This window comes from Gordonia sp. UCD-TK1 (genome assembly GCF_001691435.1).
GTDB lineage: Bacteria > Actinomycetota > Actinomycetes > Mycobacteriales > Mycobacteriaceae > Gordonia > Gordonia hongkongensis.
The window spans coordinates 153,103-170,988 of sequence record NZ_LZMP01000001.1; the positions used below are offsets into that span (position 1 = coordinate 153,103).

Sequence of the window (17,886 nt, forward strand, 5' to 3'; positions counted from 1 at the left end):
CCGTCGAGGTTACCGTGCGGTAGGGTGCGTCCCGGTCGGCCGCTCCACCGTCGGGGACACCTCGGACATCTTTCGTGCGTCGGTCGCCGGATCCACTTTCCCGCAGGCGAATCGAGGAGCACACATGATGAAGTTCGGCCTCATCGAGGAATGGGAGCCCCGTCCCGGTCACCTGACCAGCTGGGTGGCCTCCCTCGCTTCGGTGACAAATGCCGATCGGGCTCCTGTGCATCCCTCCCCACCGTCCCACCAGCAGGAGGAGTACCTGCGTGTGGCGTGGCGCAACGAGTCCGCGGGGTTCCGTTTCGCGCGGCTCTGCCTGATGGCGTTCGACGTCTCGGCCCCACTCGACGTGTCCGCCATGACGAGCGCGGTCAACGAGTTCGTGCGGCGCCACGACAGTTTCCGGTCGTGGTTCTCGATGGAGGACGACGGTTCGGTCCTCCGCCATCTCGTGCCCCCGGAGGCCGTCGAACTCATTCCGGTCGTATACGGAGACCGCGACGCCCCGCAGCTGCGGACGCACGTGCAGGACGAGACCTCGGGGCCGTTCAACTGGGACTGCTTCACCTTCGGCGCCATCGAGTGGGAAGGCGGGTTCACCCTCTACGCCGCGGCCGACCATCTCAACACCGACGGGATCTCCCAGGCCATCACCTGCGTGGACCTGCTGACCCTCTACATGAATGCGGCCTTCGGCGGCGACGCCGAGCTGCCCCCGGTCGGCAGCTATCTCGACTACTGCGCGCGCGAACGCGCCGTGTCGCGTCAGTTGACCCGTCGTTCACCGCATGTCCAGCGCTGGATCGACCTGGTGCAGGCCAACGGCGGACGACTACCCGGTTTCCCGTTGCCGCTCGGCACCGGCGCGCAGACCTACACGCGCAGCGCGATCGTGAACTCGACCCTGTTCGACGAGCCGACCGCCGCGCGCTTCGAGCAGATCTGTCGCGATCTGGGCGCCAACATGATTGCCGGGATCATGACGGCGGCCGCCCTCGTGTACGCCGAATTCACCGGTCGAAGTGAGTATTTCGGGATGACGCCGAAGAGCACGAGATCGGGCGCCGCGGAGTTGAAGTCGGTGGGCTGGTTCACGAGCCTGATCCCCGTTCCTCTCACCGTCGACGACGACACCACGTTCCGCTCCCTGGCGCCGGAGGCTGCGCGCAGCTACGAGTCCGGAAAAGAACTGACCGACATCTCGTTTCACCGGGTTCTCGAACTCGTGGAACCCGCCGACGAGATCGCGGTCCGGTCCGGCTGGGCGGTGCCGATGGTGTCCTACATCGACGTCCGCAAACTACCCGGTGTCGAGATCTTCGAAGCCGGGAACGGGTGCCTCTTCGGCAATCGCGGTAGCAGCGAAGAGGTGTACATGTGGGTCAATCGGTTCTCCGGCCAGACCTCGATCACGTTGCTGTACCCCGACACCGAGATCGCGCGCGAGTCCGTCACGCAGTATGTCGAACGATTCGTCGCGGTGATGTCCGCGGTTGCCGACCTGGGCGACTACCGACCCTCGCTGCCGGCACTCGCACCGTGACCGCCGGCCCCGCGGCGGGCCGGGAGGCGACGGGCGCTCTGCGCGATCGTCCGGGGGCCTGGGCGGCTCTCGCGGGATGCCTGCTCGGGGTGTTCATGCAGATGCTGGACACCACCATCGTCAACATCGCTCTGCCCGATCTCGCGCGGGATCTCGGCGCGTCGACGTCGCAGCAACTCCTCGTGCTGACGGTGTACACCCTGTCGTTCGCGTGCACCCTGCTGACCGCAGCGACACTGGGGGCGCGTGTCGGACGCCGGCGGATGTTCGTGGTCGGGATGGTGGCCTTCACCGTGACGTCGGYGCTGTGCGGTGTGGCGACCGGTCCTGCTGAACTCATCGCCTGTCGCGGAATACAAGGCGTGAGTGCGGCGCTCATGTCCGCGCAGACCCTGGCTCTCATCGCGGCCCTGTTCGACAAGAGGCGCCACGGACTGGTCTTCGGCGTCTACGGGGCCGTCGCCGGTATCGCCGCCATCCTCGGTCCGGTGATCGGCGGCTTCCTCGTCGACGCCGACGTTCTCGGATGGGGCTGGCGCGCGATCTTCTTCGTCAACGTCCCGCTCGGCCTGCTCTCGTGCCTGCTCGCCCACCGCCGCCTACCCGACGCGCGCGAGCCGACGCCGGGACGCGTGGACGTCCCGGGTGTGGTGCTGTCGGCGACGGCGCTGTTCCTGCTGCTGTACCCGCTGGCCCTCGGACGCGAGTTGGGGTGGCCCCCGATCCTGTGGGCGATGATCGGGACGGCCGGAATCCTGTTGACGCTGTTCGCTCTTCACGAGGTGCGCGTCGACGCCCGCGGTGGCACTCCCCTGTTACGACCACGGCTGTTCGCCTCGCGCCGCTTCGCGGTCGGGCTTCTCCTGTCGCTCCTGTTCTTCAGCGTGTTCGCCGGGTTCTTCTTCACCGTGTCGATCTCGGCTCAGTTCGGACTCGGCTACTCGGCATTCCGGACCGGGATGCTGGCCCTGCCCTTCGCGATCGGCGCCGCGGTCGGCTCACTCGCCTCACCACGCGTGGTCGCCCGCGTCACCGCACCGCACACCCTGATGGCCGGATCCGTCGCCGTCGGAGCCGGATTCGTCTGGCTCGCGATGATCATCGAACCGGCTGCGGAGACCCTGCCGGTGCCCGGCATCCTCGGTCCCCTCGTACTCGGCGGTCTGGGGACGGGTGTGTTCATCGCACCGCTGCAGGCCGTGATCCTGTCCGACACGACCGAAGCCACGGTGGGCACGGCAACCGGGACGATCCCCACTGTTCAGCAGATCGGCGCCTCGATCGGGCTGGCGGTCGTCACCCTCTTCTTCTTCGGTCAGGTCGCCGGCCAGACGAGCGAGACGGTTCCGGCGGTGAGAGCCGAACTCGTTGCGTCGCTGTCGGAGTCACCGGTTCGCCCGGTGCTGCACGGGGCGGTCGCCGATCGTTTCGCATCCTGCGCGAGCGATCAACTGCGGTCCGCACATCCGGAGCGACCGGCGCCCGCCTGCGCGGGCGGACCGACGTCGCCTGCGGTCGCCGCGGTCGCCGCGCAGGCACGGCCCTGGACTCAGGATGCGGCCCGGTCGGTGACCGCTCGGACTTTCCTGGCCGCGCTGAAGACGACCTTGATGATGCTGGGTCTCGTCGCCGTGGCGATCGGGGCACTCGCCGCCGCTCTGCGGACGCGACGGACCCCGTGAACGCACATCGCCCCGTCTCCTGGACGGAGACGGGGCGATGTGGAACGCGTTCGATCAGGCCTGGCCGACCTCGAACCGGGTGAAGGCCTTGACGGTCACACCGGCGTCGTCGAGCAGGGCCTTGACGGACTTCTTCGAGTCCTGGACCGAGGCCTGGTCGAGCAGCACGACGTCCTTGTAGAAGCCGTTGACGCGACCTTCGACGATCTTGGGCAGGGCCTGCTCGGGCTTGCCCTCCTCCTTGGCCGTCTGCTCGGCGATACGACGCTCGTTCTCGACGACGTCCGCGGGGACCTCGTCGCGGGTGGCGTAGCGCGCCTTGAGCGCGGCGACCTGCATCGCGGCGCCGCGAGCGGCCTCCTCGGCGGCCTCGCCCTCACCGGTGTAGGACACCAGCACGCCGACGCCCGGAGGCAGATCAGAGGCACGCTTGTGCAGGTACACGGCCACCGGGCCGTCGTAGTAGGCCACGCGACGGAGTTCGAGCTTCTCGCCGATCTTGGCCGAGAGAGCCGCCACGGCCTCGTCCACGGTGCCGTCGCCGAGCGGAGCCTTCTTCAGCTCGTCGAGGTCGTTGGTCTTCGCCGCGGCCGCCGCGTTCACGATGTCATCGGCGAGCTGCTGGAACTCACCGTTCTTCGCGACGAAGTCGGTCTCGGAGTTGATCTCGATGAGCGCGCCGCCCTTGGCCGCGACCAGGCCCTCGGCCGTGGAGCGCTCGGCGCGCTTGCCCACGTCCTTGGCGCCCTTGATACGCAGCTCTTCGACGGCCTTGTCGAAATCGCCGTCGTTGTTGGCCAGCGCGTTCTTGCAGTCGAGCATTCCAGAGCCGGTGAGCTCACGGAGACGCTTCACATCAGCTGCGGTGTAGTTCGCCATCGTCGGCGAGCCTCCTTAGAGAAAGTGTTGGGGACCGGACTGCGAGCAGTCGGGACTACTGAGCAGCCGGGGCGTCGGTCGCGGCGGCGTCGCCGGCCGGTGCCGCAGCCTGGGTCAGCAGTTCCTGCTCCCACTCTGCCAGCGGTTCGCCACTGCCGGCCTCGGGCTTGGCGTCGCCACTGGCGGCGCCGGCACGGGCCTGGACACCCTCGGCCACGGCCGAGGCCACGACGCGGGTGAGCAGTGCTGCGCTGCGGATGGCGTCGTCGTTGCCCGGGATCGGGTAGTCGACGAGGTCGGGATCGCAGTTGGTGTCCAGGATCGCGATGACCGGGATGTTCAGCTTGCGCGCCTCGCCGACGGCGATGTGCTCCTTGTTGGTGTCGACGACCCACACGGCCGACGGAACCTTGGCCATGTCGCGGATACCGCCGAGGGTGCGCTCGAGCTTGTTCTTCTCACGCGTGAGCATGAGGATTTCCTTCTTGGTGCGTCCCTCGAAACCGCCGGTCTGCTCCATGGTCTCGAGCTCCTTCAGGCGCTGCAGGCGCTTGTGGACGGTCGAGAAGTTGGTGAGCATGCCACCGAGCCAGCGCTGGTTGACGTACGGCATGCCGACACGGGTCGCCTCCGCCGCGATCGATTCCTGTGCCTGCTTCTTGGTGCCGACGAAGAGGATGGTGCCGCCGTGGGCGACGGTCTCCTTGACGAACTCGTACGCCTTGTCGATGTAGGTCAGCGTCTGCTGCAAATCGATGATGTAGATGCCGTTGCGGTCGGTGAAGATGAATCGCTTCATCTTCGGGTTCCAACGGCGGGTCTGGTGCCCGAAGTGTGCGCCGCTGTCCAGCAGCTGCTTCATGGTCACGACAGCCATGATCGTCCTTTTCTCGCAGTTGTCGTCGGTACCGTCGGTACCGACCCTGGCGCCTGCGGCCGAGTGCCACCCGAGACGGCATGGGCCGTTCCGGGACTGCTCACTTGGCGTGTGTTTCTCGACTGCGCTGGTCAGGGCGTCAAAGCCCGGAGCGTCACAGACCTGAGTGCAGGCGCGCGAAGTCACCTCATCAACGGGCGATGAGGTGCGTGGGAGAGTTTACGCCGCGACGGATGGAACACCAAAACGCCTTCGACCACGTCGGAGACGGTTGTGGTGATGCAGTCGGAGACGGTTGTGGGCGGATCCCATCCGGCTTCCGCTGCGTCCAATCAGCGTGCCATCCCGATCACCGCGTGTCCTCGCCGCGTTCCTGCCGACTGTCCTCTGCGTCGTCGGTCCGGTCCCCGCCGCTGCGTCCGTCGGTGGGTACGCGGCGCCGTTGTCGCCCCGGCCCACCGTGGTGACCGCCTACGACGAGCCCGAGAAGCGATGGCAACCCGGCCACCGGGGCGTCGACCTCGCGGCCGGGCCCGGCCAGACCGTCCGCGCGGCGGGCGCCGGTCGCGTGCGCTTCGCGGGAACGGTCGCCGGCCGGCCGGTGGTCTCGGTGTCCCATCCGGACGGCGTGACCACGACGTACGAGCCGGTGGAGGCGAGTGTCGACGCGGGTGATCACGTCTCGCGGGGCGAGGTCATCGGGACCGTGATGACCGGTCATCAGGGGTGCCCGGTGCCCGCCTGCCTACACTGGGGCGCCCGACGCGGCAGCGGACGTGCGGCGGACTATCTGGACCCGCTGGGCCTGCTCGGGGCCGTGCGCGTCCGGCTCAAACCGGTCGACTGACGGCGGTCACGCCCGCGGGTGCGCCTGTCGATGGACGGCCCGCAGACGTTCGACGCTCACATGCGTGTAGATCTGCGTCGTGGCGAGCGACGAGTGTCCGAGCAGTTCCTGGACGACGCGGAGGTCGGCACCACCCTCGAGCAGATGAGTGGCGGCGCTGTGCCGGAGTCCGTGTGGCCCGGTCGCCGGGCCTCCGCTCGCCTCGACCGCGCGTGACACGACCGAGCGCGCCATCCGCTGGTCGAGCCGCCCGCCGCGGGCACCGAGCAGCAGCGCCGGCCCGGACGCGTCGGTCACCAGGGCCGGACGTCCGGAACGCAGCCAGGCGTCGATCGCGCGGGCGGCGGGCTCCCCGTAGGGGACCGACCGTTCCTTGTCGCCTTTGCCGATCACCCGCACCACCCGTCGCCCGGCGTCGATGTCGCCGACGTCCAGCCCGCACAACTCCCCCACTCGAACTCCGCTGGCGTACAACAACTCCAGGATGACCCGGTCCCGCAGGGCGATCGGGTCGTCGGGGGCACGATCCACTCCGGTGGCCGCGATCGCGGCTTCTGCCTGGGCGGGGGCCAGTACGGCGGGCAGGGTCCGGTGCGCCTTGGGAGCCTTCAACCGCTGTGACGGGTCGGCCGCCAGGTAGCCCTCGCGGACCGCCCACGCGCAGAACGTCTTCGCCGCGGAGACCTGCCGGGCCACGGTCGTGCGCGCGGCGCCGCGCCGGGTCAGTTCCGCGAGCCAGGCCCGCAGCAGCGGGAGATCGATGTCGGCCACCGCGATTCCGCGGGCACCGGCGAACGAGACGAGGGCGCGAGCCCCACCGACATAGGCGCGGATCGTGTGCTCGCTGCGCCCTTTCTCCAGGCGCAGGTGATCGGCGAAGTCGTCGAGCATGGTCACGACCTCACCCCGTCGGGCACCCGAGTGCAACCGCACACGCGGCGTCGTGGCCGAATCGGTGCCTGTCCGGCCTGTGGGCCTCAGCCCTGGGCGCCGACGGCCTCCTCCTCCTCGGCCCGCAGGTCGGCCTTCCATTGCCGGAACCCCTCCTCGGTCCGGCCGCGCCGCCAGTACCCGGAGATCGAGGCGTTGGCCGCACTCACGCCGCGTTCCTTGCGGATGTAGGCACGCAGGTTGTGCATGACCGCCTGCGCCTCTCCGTGGATGAACACGTGCGGTTCGCCGTCGAGCCATTCCGTCGCGCGCACGGCCGCGATCAGCGGGCCGTTGTCACCGGCGAGCGAATCGTCGACGTCCGCCGCGGGTCCGCCGCGGTGCACCCAGGAGACCTGCGCCCCGGCGGGTGCGTCGAGGTCGAGTTCGTCGTCGGGGCCGGCGACCTCGATGAAGACCTTGGCGACGGCGTCGGCGGGAAGGGCTTCGAGTGCGGCGGCCACCGCGGGGAGACCCGCCTCGTCGCACGCCATGAGATGCCAGGGGGCATCGGATCGCGGACGGTAGCCACTGCCCGGCCCGATGAAGCGGATCGTCTCGCCCGGCTCCACCGAGGCCGCCCAGGGGCCGGCGATGCCCTCGGTGCCGTGCACGACGAAGTCGACGACGAGCTCGCGGGCCTCCGCGTCGATCCGGCGCACCGTGTAGGTACGCAACACGGGTTGCCGCTCGGGCGCCTCGTTCGTACGGATCTCCTGGAGATCGAACGGTTCGGGATAGCTGACACCCGGCGGGGCGAAGACGAACTTCACATACATGTCGGTGTCGGGTTCCCCGGACTTGCCCAGCGCCGGTAGGAAGTCGTCGAACCCCTCCCCGCCCAGGTACAGGCGTACGAAATGCGGGCTGATCCGCTCTCTCCGTAGCACCGTCATCGTGTTCACGCGTTTCGCCATCGAACCTCCCTTTCGGGTCAACCCTACGCCTACGAGATTAGGCCACCCTTAGCTTTAGAGCGGCGAACCACCCATCCGCGGTTGTAAGGTTTTCTATCGATCAAGCGATGTGAATTCGAGACTTTGCCATTCCTAAAGTCAGACGTCGCGAGACCCGACCAGAGGTGACTCCATGCCGGATCAGCCCGTGGACCAGTCCACCCCGCGCCGCGGCTCGCGGCTCAGTGTGGACGACTGGCTGGAGGCCGCGACCCAGATCCTGGTCGACGACGGGATCGACACCCTCAAGATCTCGCGCCTCAGTGCGCGCCTCGGTGTGACCAAGGGCAGCTTCTACTGGCACTTCACCGACATCGGGGCGCTGAAGACCGCGCTCGCCGAACACTGCCGACGGGCACAGTCGGCGGCGGCCGACCGGATCGAGGCACTGGAAGCCCTACCACCGGTCGAACGGGTCGAAGGGATGGCGCGCCTGCTGTCGGATCCTCGCCGCTGGGCGATGGAGTCCGCCCTGCGCCGCTGGGCCCAGACGGACGAGTCGATCGCGAACTCGGTCGATGCACTCGACTGCCGGATCTTCTCGATCGCGATCTCGGCCATGCGCGAACTCGGGTTCTCGGAGGCCGAGGCACACGCTCGCGCGACGACGCTTCTGTACGCGGGAATCGGTTACGTCCATGCTCATGGCCGTCTGAACGAGGCGACGGTCGAGGATCTGCATGTCATCATCGACGTCCTCACCCGCCGCTGAGGTCACGCCAGCCGCCATCGTCCGTCCACGTTCTGCACGTACCCCTTGATGTCGAGGTGCGCGAGCGCCGCGCGGACGGTTCCGATGTCGAGGCCGGCGGCGAACGCGATCTCGTCGATCCCCACTCCACCGCGGCCGGGAATGGCGTCGTGGACCCGTAGTTGCTCGGCGTCGAGCGCGTCGGTCGGTTTCGCGCGGCCGCGGCCGATGTCGCCCCCACCGTCGGGTCGTACCAGGTTGACCACCGACGCGACGTCGGACACCAGCACGGCGAGCTCGTCGGCGATCATCCGGTGGCATCCCACCGAGGTCGCCGAGGTGACGGGACCGGGAACGGCTCCCAGCGGCCGGCCGAGCTTGCGCGCCCATGCCGCAGTGTTCGCCGCGCCGGACCGTCGCCCGGCCTCGATGACCACGGTCGCGCCGCTCATCGCGGCGACCAGTCGGTTCCGGGTGAGAAATCGATGTTTCGCCGCTGTCGTCCCGGGCGGGTACTCGCTGATCACCGCGCCCGTACGCGCGATCGCGGTCAGCAGCGACGAGTGTGACGCCGGATAGTCGCGGTCGATCCCACACGCCATCACCGCCGCGGTCACCCCGCCCGCCGCGACGACCGCGCGGTGAGCGGCGCCGTCGATGCCGAACGCCCCGCCGGACAGCACCGCGAAACCCTGGGCCGACAACCCCGACGCGAGCGTCTGCGTGACGTGTTCGCCGTACGACGACGCGGCACGGGACCCGATCAACGCGACCGACGCAGCGGCGAGGTCGTCGAGCCGGGCCGGACCGCGCACCCACAGGGCGAGCGGTTCACCTCCACGAGCGGCCGTGTCGGCCTGCCCCAGCGCCAGCAGCGACCAGGCCGGCCACTCCGGATCGGCACGGGCCACCAGGCGCGCACCGATCCGCTCGGCGGTGTCCAGATCATCGATCGCACAGTCGGATTCGCTCCGGGCATCAGTGGCGGCGAGCACCGCCTCGTGGCCGCCGGGCACGGTGCGTCGGCGGATCGCCGCGGCCGCCTCGACCGGACCGATGTCGTCGACGAGCGCGATGACCGCGGCGCACGGCGGTTCGGCGACCCGCGCCAGATAGGCCCAGGCGATGGATTCCGGCGACCGGGGTTCCGACGGATGGGCGGAGATCACCAGGTCGCTCCTCGGTCTCGGTACAGAAGTGCTTGTGCGACATCGTCTTCGACGGGACGCCCGGACCCGCTCAGATCGCTGAGGGTCCATGCCAGCCGCAGAGCGCGATCGGCACCGCGGGCGGTCACGCGGCCGTCTCGGAGGAACAGTTCGATGGGCCGCAGCACGTCGGGCGGCAGCCGGAACCGCTGCCGCAGCGCGGACCCGGGAACCTCGGCATTGGTGCGCCACCCGAATTCCGACCACCGCTCGATCGCGGTGGCTCGCGCCGCGGTGACGCGGGCCCGGACGTCGGCACTCGACTCCCCGGCACCGCTCATCAGCGCGGTGTTGCCCGGTGGGTCCATCCGCACGCGGATGTCCACGCGGTCCAGCAGCGGTCCGGACAGCTTGCCCAGATAGCGCCGCCGCACGACGGCCGTGCAGACGCAGTCCACGTCGTGGGCGGGCGCGCACGGACACGGGTTCGCCGCGAGGATCAGCTGAAAGCGCGCGGGATAGACCGCCATGCCGTCACGCCGGGGCACCCGGACCTCGCCGTCCTCGAGGGGTTCCCGCAGGGATTCGAGCGACTTGACACTCATCTCGGCGCACTCGTCGAGGAACAGCACTCCTCGATGCGCCTTGGACGCCGCGCCCGGCCGGGCGAATCCGGTACCGCCACCGAGCAGGGCTGTGATCGATGAGCTGTGGTGCGGGGCGACGAACGGCGGTTCGGTGATCAGCGGACGTCCGGGCGACAGCTCCCCCACCAGCGAATGGATCGCCGTCACCTCCAACGAGTCCTCGAGACCCAGCGGCGGCAGAATGCCCGGCAACCGCCGCGCGAGCATCGTCTTGCCGATCCCCGGCGATCCGGTCATCAGGACGTGATGAGCTCCCGCGGCGGCGATCTCGAGCGCATGCCGGGCCTCGTGCTGCCCGACCACGTCGGCCATGTCGGGGACCGGCGGCGCCTGCGTCGCCGCCGCCGCATGCACCGTGTCGAGCACGTGGTCACCCGCCAGCCACTGCGTCACCTCTTTCAGACTGCTCGCTCCACCGACGTCCATCCCCTCGACCAGCGCCGCCTCGGCGACGGTCTCGACCGGCACGACCGCCCGTCGATACCCCTCCTGCCGCGCCGCGATCACCGCCGGCAACACCCCGCGGATCGGCCGCACGGTGCCGTCCAGACCGAGCTCGCCCAGAAAAACCGTCGACGACAACTTCTCCGCCGACACCTGTTGCGTGGCAGCCAGAATGGACACGGCCATCGACAGATCGAACCCCGGACCGATCTTCGGCATATCGGCCGGCGACAACGCCACCGTCACCTTCAACTCGGGAAAACTGAACCCGGAGTTCTTGATCGCAGCCCGCACCCGGTCCCGCGCCTCCCGAACCGACGAATCCGGATTACCCGTCACCGCGAACCCCGGCAGACCCGAACTCACACTCGCCTGCACGTCGACGACCTGCGCGACAAAGGCATTGAGCCCCACCGCCTGTGTTTGCCCCAACATGGGCACAGTCTCGCCGGGAACACGCGTGGCGCGCGGCGCCGAACCACTCACACAGCCGATCTGTGGATGACCTCTCGGTTGTGCACCACCGTTCACAGCAGCCCGACTAGGCTCGACAACCGATGAACGACGGAACTTTCGACGATGCGTTCGTCGGCGATCTCGACCGGTTGCTCCGATGGCGTCGCGACGTCCGCCGCTTCAGTCGCGAGCCACTCGAACCACATGTGCTACCCGCGATCCTCGACGCGGCCGAACTCGCGCCGTCGGTCGGCAACAGCCAGCCCTGGCGGTGGGTCGAGGTGCGTTCCACCGAAGCCCGGCAATCGGTGCGCGACAGCTTCACTCGCTGCAACGCCGACGCGCTGGACGGTTATACGGGCGAACGCGCACAGTTGTATTCGTCGCTCAAGCTCGCCGGTCTCGACGACGCTCCCGTCCACCTCGCCGTGTTCTGCGAGCCCGCTGTCGCGCAGGGTCGGGGACTCGGCCGACAGACAGTGCCCGAGACGCTGGAGTATTCGGTCGTCACCGCGATCTCCACACTCTGGCTGGCGGCGCGGGCCCGAGGCGTCGGGGTGGGGTGGGTGTCCATCTTCGAACCCGAGGAGGTTTCCGAGGCACTTGCGGTACCGCCGGCCTGGAAGCTTGTCGCCTACCTGTGTGTCGGCTACCCCGCCCACGACTCCGAGACACCGGAGCTCGAACGTGTCGGCTGGCAGTCACGGACGTCCGCCGGGGAACGCTTCTTCGTGCGCTGACACCAGATCGTGACCCCGCGGACCGCGCGATCCGCATGTAACTCCAGTAACAATAGTCACGTCAATCACTTCTGTCGCAAGAGTAACTGGAGGACGCGCGTGTCGAGCCGTCTCACCACGAGTGTCCGACTGGCCCTCGCCGGGGTCATCGCATTCAGCGGCACCGCGGTCGCGCTGACGACCGGTGCCGGCGTCGCGCACGCCGCGCCATGCGGCAACGCGAGCACGGGCTCGAGCTTCCTGGGCTTCGGGTCCAGCGGTTCCAGCGGCTCGAGTGGCTCCAGCGGATCGGAGGGCTCGTCGGGCAGCTCGAGCATCCCGAACCCGGGACCGCAGCGGCCGTTGATCCCCTATGTCGGGTCCAAATCCCGCACCGTCGGGTGGGTGACGGGACCGCTCAGCGCCAACCGCACATTCAGCCGGTTCGGTATCGGCGGCACCGATCTCGGAGTCTCCTGGGACAACGGCCGCGGCCAGACGCTGATGGCTTTCGGAGACACCTTCGGCAACTGCAACGCGCCGGGACAGCAGTGGCGGCACAACGTGCTGCTCCGCACCGACGACGACAACCTCGCCAACGGACTCTCCGTCCCGGCCGGCCGCGCCGGCGACGTGGCGTCGGGTTCGGTGATCGCGCCCGGCCAACCGAACTACGCGCAGGAACTGATCCCGTCGCTGGGCATCTCCAACGTCGAGGTCACCACCATCCCGACGGCGGCCATCTCCCTCCCGCACGGCGACGGCTTCCGCCAGTACATCAACTACATGTCGGTCCGCTCGTGGGGTTCGCCGGGCAACTGGGTCACCAACTTCTCGGCGATCGCCCATTCCGACGACAACGGCCAGACCTGGGTCACCGATCAGGACACCATCCTCATCAATGCTCCGGTCTCGCTCCGACTGCCCGGCGAGTTCCGTCCGATCGAGTTCAACAACGGCAAGTTCCAGCAGAACGCGTACGTCCGCGGCCGGCCCGGGACACCCGAAGCCGAGTACGTCTACCAATACGGCACCCCGAACGGACGATTCGGCGCCGCCTTTCTCGCGCGGTTCAAACCCACGGACATCCTCGACCTCGACGCGTACGAGTACTGGGCCGGGAAGAGTCGCGGCTGGGTGGACGACATCGCCGCGATCCCCGACGACGGCTCGGCGGTCGTCGTCCGACAACCGGTCACCGAACTATCGGTCGCCTGGAGCCCGTACCTCGAGAAGTACGTCATGCTCGATGGCGACAACGACATCACGCTGCGCACCGCCGATCATCCCGAAGGTCCGTGGAGTGCACCGAAGACCATCGTGCCCCGTGGTGCGCTCGTCGTCTACGGACCGATGATGCTCCCCAACTCCCCCGCGCTGCAGGGGGATTCGAAGGAGCTCTACTTCAACGCATCGCGGTGGAGCGACTACAACGTGATGCTGATCCGGACCGATCTGAGCAAGCTGTGACATCCGGGTTCACACGTGCACACCCTGGTGATGCCGCACCTGCGCACGAGCCAGATCGTCGGGAGCGGCCTGGTCGAGGCGCACGCTGACGACGTCGAACCGGATCTGCGTCCATCGCCGATCCTGCGCCGCCAGCCACATCCCCGCGAGTCGGCGCATCCGGGCGAGCTTCGACGGCGTGACCGCCATGACCGGATCGTCGTACGTGCGGCTCGCGCGGGTCTTGACCTCGACGATCACCAGGACCGACCCATCCGCGGCCACCAGATCCAGTTCGCCATAGCGGGTACGCCAATTGCGCTCCAGGACAGTCCAGCCCAGGGATATCGCGTAATCCGCGGCCACGTCCTCACCGAGCCGGCCGATATGACCGCGGCGATCGGGGCGAGGATGGTCGCGCGCTTGTGCACTCATGCCGATAAGATTCGCGCAGAACCGGTTTCGCCGACCGTCCGAAAGCGAGCAACGCCCTGATCTGTGAACGATCAGGGCGTTGTCAACAGATTGCGCGTGGTCAGGGCTCGTCGGGCAGGCGGAGTTCCGACTTCTCGAGTTCCTCGATGTTGACGTCCTTGAACGTGATCACGCGGACCTGCTTGACGAACCGCGCCGGGCGGTACATGTCCCACACCCAGGCATCGCTCATGCGGAGTTCGAAGTAGACCTCGCCGTCGGTGTTGCGCGGGATCATCTCGACCGCGTTGGCGAGATAGAAGCGCCGCTCGGTCTCCACCACGTAGGTGAACTGCCCGACGATGTCCTTGTACTCGCGGTACAGAGAGAGTTCCATCTCGGTTTCGTACTTCTCGAGATCCTCAGCACTCATCCTGTCAGCCTATCCCTGTTGTCGTTTGCGCTGGTGACCACACGTGCCGCGACATTACGGTACGACATGCGGTGTTGTGGTGAGGGGCCGGCGGCGTCGATGCGCGACATGTGCAACGCCGTGCTGTAGCCCTTGTGGATGGCGAAGTCGTACCCGGGCAGGTCGTCGTCCATGGCGACCATGATGCGATCTCGGGTGACCTTGGCGATGATGCTGGCGGCGGCGATGCACGCGGCCGCCCCGTCTCCCCCGATCACCGGCAGGGACGGCGCCGTCAGTCCCGGCACCGCGAAACCGTCGGACAGCACGTACCCCGGTTTCACGTCGAGGGCGGCCACCGCCCGGCGCATGCCCTCGATGTTCGCGACGTGGATGCCGATGCGATCGATCTCGGCGGCTTCGATGATCACCGCACTCCAGCTCTGCGCGTAGCGCGTCACCGAGCGGTACAGCTCCTCGCGGGTGCGCTCGGTCAGACGTTTCGAGTCGTCGAGGTCGGCGAGGGAGACGAGCTGCGTCGGCTTCAAGACGCAGGCCGCCACGACCAGCGGGCCCGCGCACGCTCCGCGGCCGGCTTCGTCGACCCCCGCCACGGGCCCCAGACCCTGCCGGTGCAAGGCGAATTCGAACGTCCGCAGGCCCGCGGCACGGCGGACGGGTGAGCGGGGTGGCCATCGAGTCGTCACAGCTGTCTCACCCCTGCTGCGGATTGAACGAACCGACACCACCGATCCGCGAGAAGGGGTAGATGATGAACCGGACCTTGCCGCGGATGTCGCTGACCGGGACGGTGCCCTGGTACTGGTCCTCGACGTGGTAGCGCGAGTCCTGCGAGTTCAGTCGATTGTCACCCATGACCCACACGTTGCCCTCGGGCACGGTGATCGGACCGAAATCCGGCCCGAGACACGGAGGTACCTGGTCGCCCGGCCCGGCGACACCGGGCCCGAACGACGCGACCGTCTCCTCCTGGAGCTTCATGTCGATGTAGGGCTCGCGCAACGGGCGACCGTTGACCTTCACGCCGACGCCCTCGTCGTTGCGACATTCCACCGTCTGACCGCCGGTCGCGATGACCCGCTTGACGAGGTTGTTCTCGTCCGGCGGCGCGAACCCGAACCACGACAGCGCATCCTGCGCCTTGTGCATCACCGGATTCGTCGATCGGGGCGACACCCAGGCGCCGTTCCACGACTCCGACGGGCCCTTGAAGACGACGACGTCGCCGGGTTGCGGATCACCGAACCGGTACGTGAGCTTGTCGATCACGATGCGGTCGTTGGTGCAGCCGTCGCACCCGATGAGGGTGGACTCCATCGACTCCGACGGGATGACGTACTGCCGACCGATGAAGGTCTGCAGCACCCAGGTGAGGAGAAGGACGCACCCCACGATGATGACGACTTCGCGCAGGAGAGAATCCGAGCCGGACTTGCGCTTGCCGCGCTCGTCGGCATCGGATTCGGCCGGGTCGGTCTTCAACCTCCACGGACGCTTGGCGTCGTCGGCGCGGTCGTCGTCGGGGGCATCGTGGGGTCGCTGTGTGTCGGCCACCTCGTCAGGTTAGACGCGTCAGCGCTTTTCCTTGATCTTGGCTGCCTTGCCGCGCAGATCGCGCAGGTAGTAGAGCTTGGCGCGACGGACGTCACCGCGGGTGAGGACGTCGATCTTGGCGATGTTCGGGCTGTGCACCGGGAAGGTGCGCTCGACGCCGACGCCGAAGGACACCTTGCGGACGGTGAAGGTCTCGCGCACGCCGCCGCCCTGACGACGGATGACGACGCCCTTGAACACCTGCACGCGCTCCTTGCTGCCCTCGATGACCTTGACGTGGACGTCGAGGGTGTCACCGGGGCCGAAGTCCGGCACGTCGTCGCGGAGGGACTGCTTGTCGAGGAAGTCGAGCGTGTTCATGTGTCGTGGTCCTTGTCTGGCGGAGAACGTTGAGCAGAGGAACCTGGCGGCCCGTGGGCTCGACCGGTTCGTGCTCCGAGTCGTTGGCGTCGCAGCCGGCGGTCTCGGAGAGACAGCCCCGGACACGGGGCATCGTCGGCAGGCAACCCGACTATTGTGCCAGAGACACCCCGGGCCGACGAAATCGCGGAGCCGCTACGTCCGTGGCGCCACGATCACGACGTCGTCGGCCTGCAATGCCGAGATGGTGGCGGGCTCCATCGGCGTCGCCGCGGCGATCGCTCTCGGCGTCACACCGGCATGCACCATGTGGTCGCGGACCGCGAGTTCGGGCGCCTGGCCGTTGGCGGTGAGTGCCTCGTCGTCGGCGAGTTCCATCCCCACCCGCTGATACGGCTGCGGGTCGTTGGTCCCGACGACGACCACCGGGGCTCCCCGCGGGCCGATCCCGACGCCCACCGCGGTCCGGAACCAACCTGCGATCGATGCCGGGACCGTGGTCTGGAGTCGCTCGGCTCGCCCCCGCAACCAGGTCAGGTCGTTCGCGCCGATCACGTCGCGGTCGGCGCGAGCCCGCGCGCCGGCCAGACCCCCGAGACCGGCAGCCATCGCACCCGCCGCACCCAGTGCCCCGAGCGGCATCATCGGCATCATCCCGCTCGTCGCCGCGGGTGCAGCGGCGCTCTGCCCGGCCTCACCCGACCGTTCGGTGTGATCATCCCCCGCCGCGGTGAGGGCCATCCGGCCGGTGCTCGCGGCCTCGACCCGCCACGTGTCGTCACCGATCGCGGCGTTCACCTCGGCCCGCCGGATGTCGCGGTCGGCGATCAGTGCGACCACCGACATCTGCTGCTGCGTGTCGATCACCGTTCGGGCATACGCGTCCAGCGACGTCCCGAGCGCGCGCAGCCGTTCCGCCGCTCCGGGCAGATCGGCACCGGCGATCTGTCCGAGCCCGTCGACGACGGCATCGTGGAACCCGCCCGCGGTCGAGTCCCCCGTCGCGTACGAGTCGGTCACCGACGCCACCGCCTCGGCGAGGCCGGCCACCCTCTCGGCGAGTGCCCGCACGCGCTGTGCCGAGTCGCTCAGTGCCGCCGCGTCGGCGGTCGGCCACACCCCCGGGGCCAGTTCCTCGGCGATCCGCTCGGCCTCGCCACGCGCCGTCATGCGTCGGCCCGGCCGATACGCGCCGAGGCCTCGGCATCTCGGTCGAGGAGGTCGTCGATGCCGGCGACGAGGGCGCGGCGGCGTTGTCCGAGACGGTTCCCGACGTCGTGCAGACGATCCGTCGACGCCGCGGCCGCCGGCGAGAACCCCGCCCGGAACGCACCCGCCGATTTCCCGGTGCCTACTGCCATGTCGACGTCGATGAGCAGGGCGGCGAGCTCGGTCTGTATCGCCGTGAGTTCCGCCGCCGCTGCCTGCAGTCGCGTCGCCACGACGGCGGCGGCACCGGGGTCGGCGGCGACCCGGGGACCGGCGTCGGCCGCCGGCGAGAGGTCAGGGTCGGTCATCGGCGACCACACTGTCGAGGCGGGCGTCGGCGTAGTCGATCGGCAGATCCGGTGCGCCGGAGAGGATGTCGGCGGATCTGGTGCGCAGCGCGGTGTCCGCCTCGGCGATCAGCGTGGTCAGCAGGGCGGACAGTTGATCCGCGCGGTATCGACGCATTGCGGAGGGTTCGATCGTGATGTCCACCGCACGGCCGCGCGCGTCGACCGTCACCGCGACGAGCCGGTCGTGACTGGTCGCCCGGGAGGTCAGCTGCGACAACGACTTCCGGACCCGTTCGAGTTCGGTGCGCTGCCGGTCGAGTTCCTCGACCATGGCCGAATACCCCTGCATCGTCTG

Annotated in this window: 20 protein-coding genes; 6 read left to right on the forward strand and 14 right to left on the reverse strand. The window is 68.6% G+C overall.

Annotated features, from left to right (window positions below; translation table 11 throughout):
* Positions 1-124 precede the first annotated feature (124 nt).
* Positions 125-1,546, forward strand: a complete 1,422-nt coding sequence (locus A9310_RS00705) for a condensation domain-containing protein (RefSeq protein WP_065628979.1) — start codon at positions 125-127, stop codon at positions 1,544-1,546.
* Positions 1,547-1,641: 95 nt separating this feature from the next.
* On the forward strand, positions 1,642-3,228 hold the full coding sequence (locus A9310_RS00710) for an MFS transporter (protein WP_083207210.1): 1,587 nt from the start codon (positions 1,642-1,644) through the stop codon (positions 3,226-3,228).
* Positions 3,229-3,282: 54 nt separating this feature from the next.
* On the opposite strand, the gene tsf is transcribed toward A9310_RS00710, so the two are convergent.
* Both tsf and rpsB read right to left on the reverse strand, forming a co-directional pair.
* Positions 3,283-4,107: a translation elongation factor Ts gene (gene tsf / locus A9310_RS00715; protein ID WP_058250094.1), complete on the reverse strand. Its 825-nt coding sequence runs from the start codon at positions 4,105-4,107 to the stop codon at positions 3,283-3,285.
* Positions 4,108-4,162: 55 nt separating this feature from the next.
* On the reverse strand, positions 4,163-4,984 hold the full coding sequence (gene rpsB, locus A9310_RS00720) for a 30S ribosomal protein S2 (RefSeq protein WP_058250093.1): 822 nt from the start codon (positions 4,982-4,984) through the stop codon (positions 4,163-4,165).
* A 373-nt stretch (positions 4,985-5,357) separates the two neighbouring features.
* Here rpsB and A9310_RS00725 point away from each other — a divergent pair, with 373 nt between their 5' ends.
* A complete protein-coding gene (locus A9310_RS00725; RefSeq protein ID WP_139104504.1) occupies positions 5,358-5,831 on the forward strand; it encodes a M23 family metallopeptidase in 474 nt (157 codons plus the stop codon).
* A gap of 6 nt (positions 5,832-5,837) precedes the next feature.
* On the opposite strand, the gene A9310_RS00730 is transcribed toward A9310_RS00725, so the two are convergent.
* Positions 5,838-6,722, reverse strand: a complete 885-nt coding sequence (locus tag A9310_RS00730) for a tyrosine recombinase XerC (RefSeq protein WP_065629082.1) — start codon at positions 6,720-6,722, stop codon at positions 5,838-5,840.
* 86 nt (positions 6,723-6,808) lie between these two features.
* Positions 6,809-7,678, reverse strand: a complete 870-nt coding sequence (locus A9310_RS00735; RefSeq protein ID WP_065628981.1) for a siderophore-interacting protein — start codon at positions 7,676-7,678, stop codon at positions 6,809-6,811.
* A 172-nt stretch (positions 7,679-7,850) separates the two neighbouring features.
* On the opposite strand from A9310_RS00735, the gene A9310_RS00740 reads away from it, so the two are divergent.
* Positions 7,851-8,429 (forward strand): TetR/AcrR family transcriptional regulator, encoded by a 579-nt coding sequence (locus A9310_RS00740; protein WP_065628982.1) that lies wholly within the window; start codon positions 7,851-7,853, stop codon positions 8,427-8,429.
* A 2-nt stretch (positions 8,430-8,431) separates the two neighbouring features.
* Here A9310_RS00740 and dprA read toward each other — a convergent pair whose 3' ends face one another.
* A complete protein-coding gene (dprA, locus tag A9310_RS00745) occupies positions 8,432-9,574 on the reverse strand; it encodes a DNA-processing protein DprA (protein ID WP_065629083.1) in 1,143 nt (380 codons plus the stop codon).
* Positions 9,574-11,082, reverse strand: coding sequence for a YifB family Mg chelatase-like AAA ATPase (locus A9310_RS00750; protein ID WP_065629084.1), 1,509 nt, complete (start codon positions 11,080-11,082; stop codon positions 9,574-9,576). Before A9310_RS00750 ends, dprA begins: the two co-directional genes overlap by 1 nt.
* A gap of 122 nt (positions 11,083-11,204) precedes the next feature.
* On the opposite strand from A9310_RS00750, the gene bluB reads away from it, so the two are divergent.
* Together bluB and A9310_RS00760 are read left to right on the forward strand one after the other, a co-directional pair.
* Positions 11,205-11,843 (forward strand): 5,6-dimethylbenzimidazole synthase, encoded by a 639-nt coding sequence (gene bluB / locus A9310_RS00755; protein WP_065628983.1) that lies wholly within the window; start codon positions 11,205-11,207, stop codon positions 11,841-11,843.
* Positions 11,844-11,942: 99 nt separating this feature from the next.
* Positions 11,943-13,292 (forward strand): DUF4185 domain-containing protein, encoded by a 1,350-nt coding sequence (locus tag A9310_RS00760; protein WP_065628984.1) that lies wholly within the window; start codon positions 11,943-11,945, stop codon positions 13,290-13,292.
* Positions 13,293-13,301: 9 nt separating this feature from the next.
* Here A9310_RS00760 and A9310_RS00765 read toward each other — a convergent pair whose 3' ends face one another.
* The 8 genes from A9310_RS00765 to A9310_RS00800 form a co-directional block, all read right to left on the reverse strand.
* On the reverse strand, positions 13,302-13,706 hold the full coding sequence (locus A9310_RS00765) for a YraN family protein (protein WP_065628985.1): 405 nt from the start codon (positions 13,704-13,706) through the stop codon (positions 13,302-13,304).
* 100 nt (positions 13,707-13,806) lie between these two features.
* Complete coding sequence (locus A9310_RS00770; RefSeq protein ID WP_004572292.1) at positions 13,807-14,118, reverse strand: DUF2469 domain-containing protein; 312 nt, start codon at positions 14,116-14,118, stop codon at positions 13,807-13,809.
* Positions 14,115-14,804, reverse strand: coding sequence for a ribonuclease HII (locus A9310_RS00775; protein ID WP_058250085.1), 690 nt, complete (start codon positions 14,802-14,804; stop codon positions 14,115-14,117). The genes A9310_RS00770 and A9310_RS00775 overlap by 4 nt, the downstream gene beginning before the upstream one ends.
* A 7-nt stretch (positions 14,805-14,811) precedes the next feature.
* Positions 14,812-15,672: a signal peptidase I gene (gene lepB, locus A9310_RS00780; RefSeq protein WP_065628986.1), complete on the reverse strand. Its 861-nt coding sequence runs from the start codon at positions 15,670-15,672 to the stop codon at positions 14,812-14,814.
* A gap of 18 nt (positions 15,673-15,690) precedes the next feature.
* Positions 15,691-16,032, reverse strand: coding sequence for a 50S ribosomal protein L19 (gene rplS / locus A9310_RS00785; protein WP_004572295.1), 342 nt, complete (start codon positions 16,030-16,032; stop codon positions 15,691-15,693).
* Positions 16,033-16,227: 195 nt separating this feature from the next.
* The gene (locus A9310_RS00790; RefSeq protein WP_065628987.1) at positions 16,228-17,202 is read right to left on the reverse strand and encodes a hypothetical protein; all 975 of its coding nucleotides are present in this window, start codon (positions 17,200-17,202) and stop codon (positions 16,228-16,230) included.
* Entirely contained in the window at positions 17,199-17,549 is a 351-nt protein-coding gene (locus A9310_RS00795; RefSeq protein WP_065628988.1) for a hypothetical protein, read from the reverse strand. The genes A9310_RS00790 and A9310_RS00795 overlap by 4 nt, the downstream gene beginning before the upstream one ends.
* Complete coding sequence (locus A9310_RS00800; protein WP_065628989.1) at positions 17,536-17,880, reverse strand: YbaB/EbfC family nucleoid-associated protein; 345 nt, start codon at positions 17,878-17,880, stop codon at positions 17,536-17,538. The genes A9310_RS00795 and A9310_RS00800 overlap by 14 nt, the downstream gene beginning before the upstream one ends.
* Positions 17,881-17,886: the final 6 nt, after the last annotated feature.

Excerpts from the sequence above, each read along its gene's own strand:
- A9310_RS00705 (WP_065628979.1), top strand. The coding sequence starts at position 125 with ATGATGAAGTTCGGCCTCATCGAGGAATGGGAGCCCCGTCCCGGTCAC.
- tsf (WP_058250094.1), bottom strand. The coding sequence starts at position 4,107 with ATGGCGAACTACACCGCAGCTGATGTGAAGCGTCTCCGTGAGCTCACC.
- rpsB (WP_058250093.1), bottom strand. The coding sequence starts at position 4,984 with ATGGCTGTCGTGACCATGAAGCAGCTGCTGGACAGCGGCGCACACTTC.
- A9310_RS00730 (WP_065629082.1), bottom strand. The coding sequence starts at position 6,722 with ATGCTCGACGACTTCGCCGATCACCTGCGCCTGGAGAAAGGGCGCAGC.
- A9310_RS00735 (WP_065628981.1), bottom strand. The coding sequence starts at position 7,678 with ATGGCGAAACGCGTGAACACGATGACGGTGCTACGGAGAGAGCGGATC.
- A9310_RS00740 (WP_065628982.1), top strand. The coding sequence starts at position 7,851 with ATGCCGGATCAGCCCGTGGACCAGTCCACCCCGCGCCGCGGCTCGCGG.
- A9310_RS00750 (WP_065629084.1), bottom strand. The coding sequence starts at position 11,082 with ATGTTGGGGCAAACACAGGCGGTGGGGCTCAATGCCTTTGTCGCGCAG.
- bluB (WP_065628983.1), top strand. The coding sequence starts at position 11,205 with ATGAACGACGGAACTTTCGACGATGCGTTCGTCGGCGATCTCGACCGG.
- A9310_RS00765 (WP_065628985.1), bottom strand. The coding sequence starts at position 13,706 with ATGAGTGCACAAGCGCGCGACCATCCTCGCCCCGATCGCCGCGGTCAT.
- A9310_RS00770 (WP_004572292.1), bottom strand. The coding sequence starts at position 14,118 with ATGAGTGCTGAGGATCTCGAGAAGTACGAAACCGAGATGGAACTCTCT.
- rplS (WP_004572295.1), bottom strand. The coding sequence starts at position 16,032 with ATGAACACGCTCGACTTCCTCGACAAGCAGTCCCTCCGCGACGACGTG.
- A9310_RS00790 (WP_065628987.1), bottom strand. The coding sequence starts at position 17,202 with ATGACGGCGCGTGGCGAGGCCGAGCGGATCGCCGAGGAACTGGCCCCG.
- A9310_RS00795 (WP_065628988.1), bottom strand. The coding sequence starts at position 17,549 with ATGACCGACCCTGACCTCTCGCCGGCGGCCGACGCCGGTCCCCGGGTC.
- A9310_RS00800 (WP_065628989.1), bottom strand. The coding sequence starts at position 17,880 with ATGCAGGGGTATTCGGCCATGGTCGAGGAACTCGACCGGCAGCGCACC.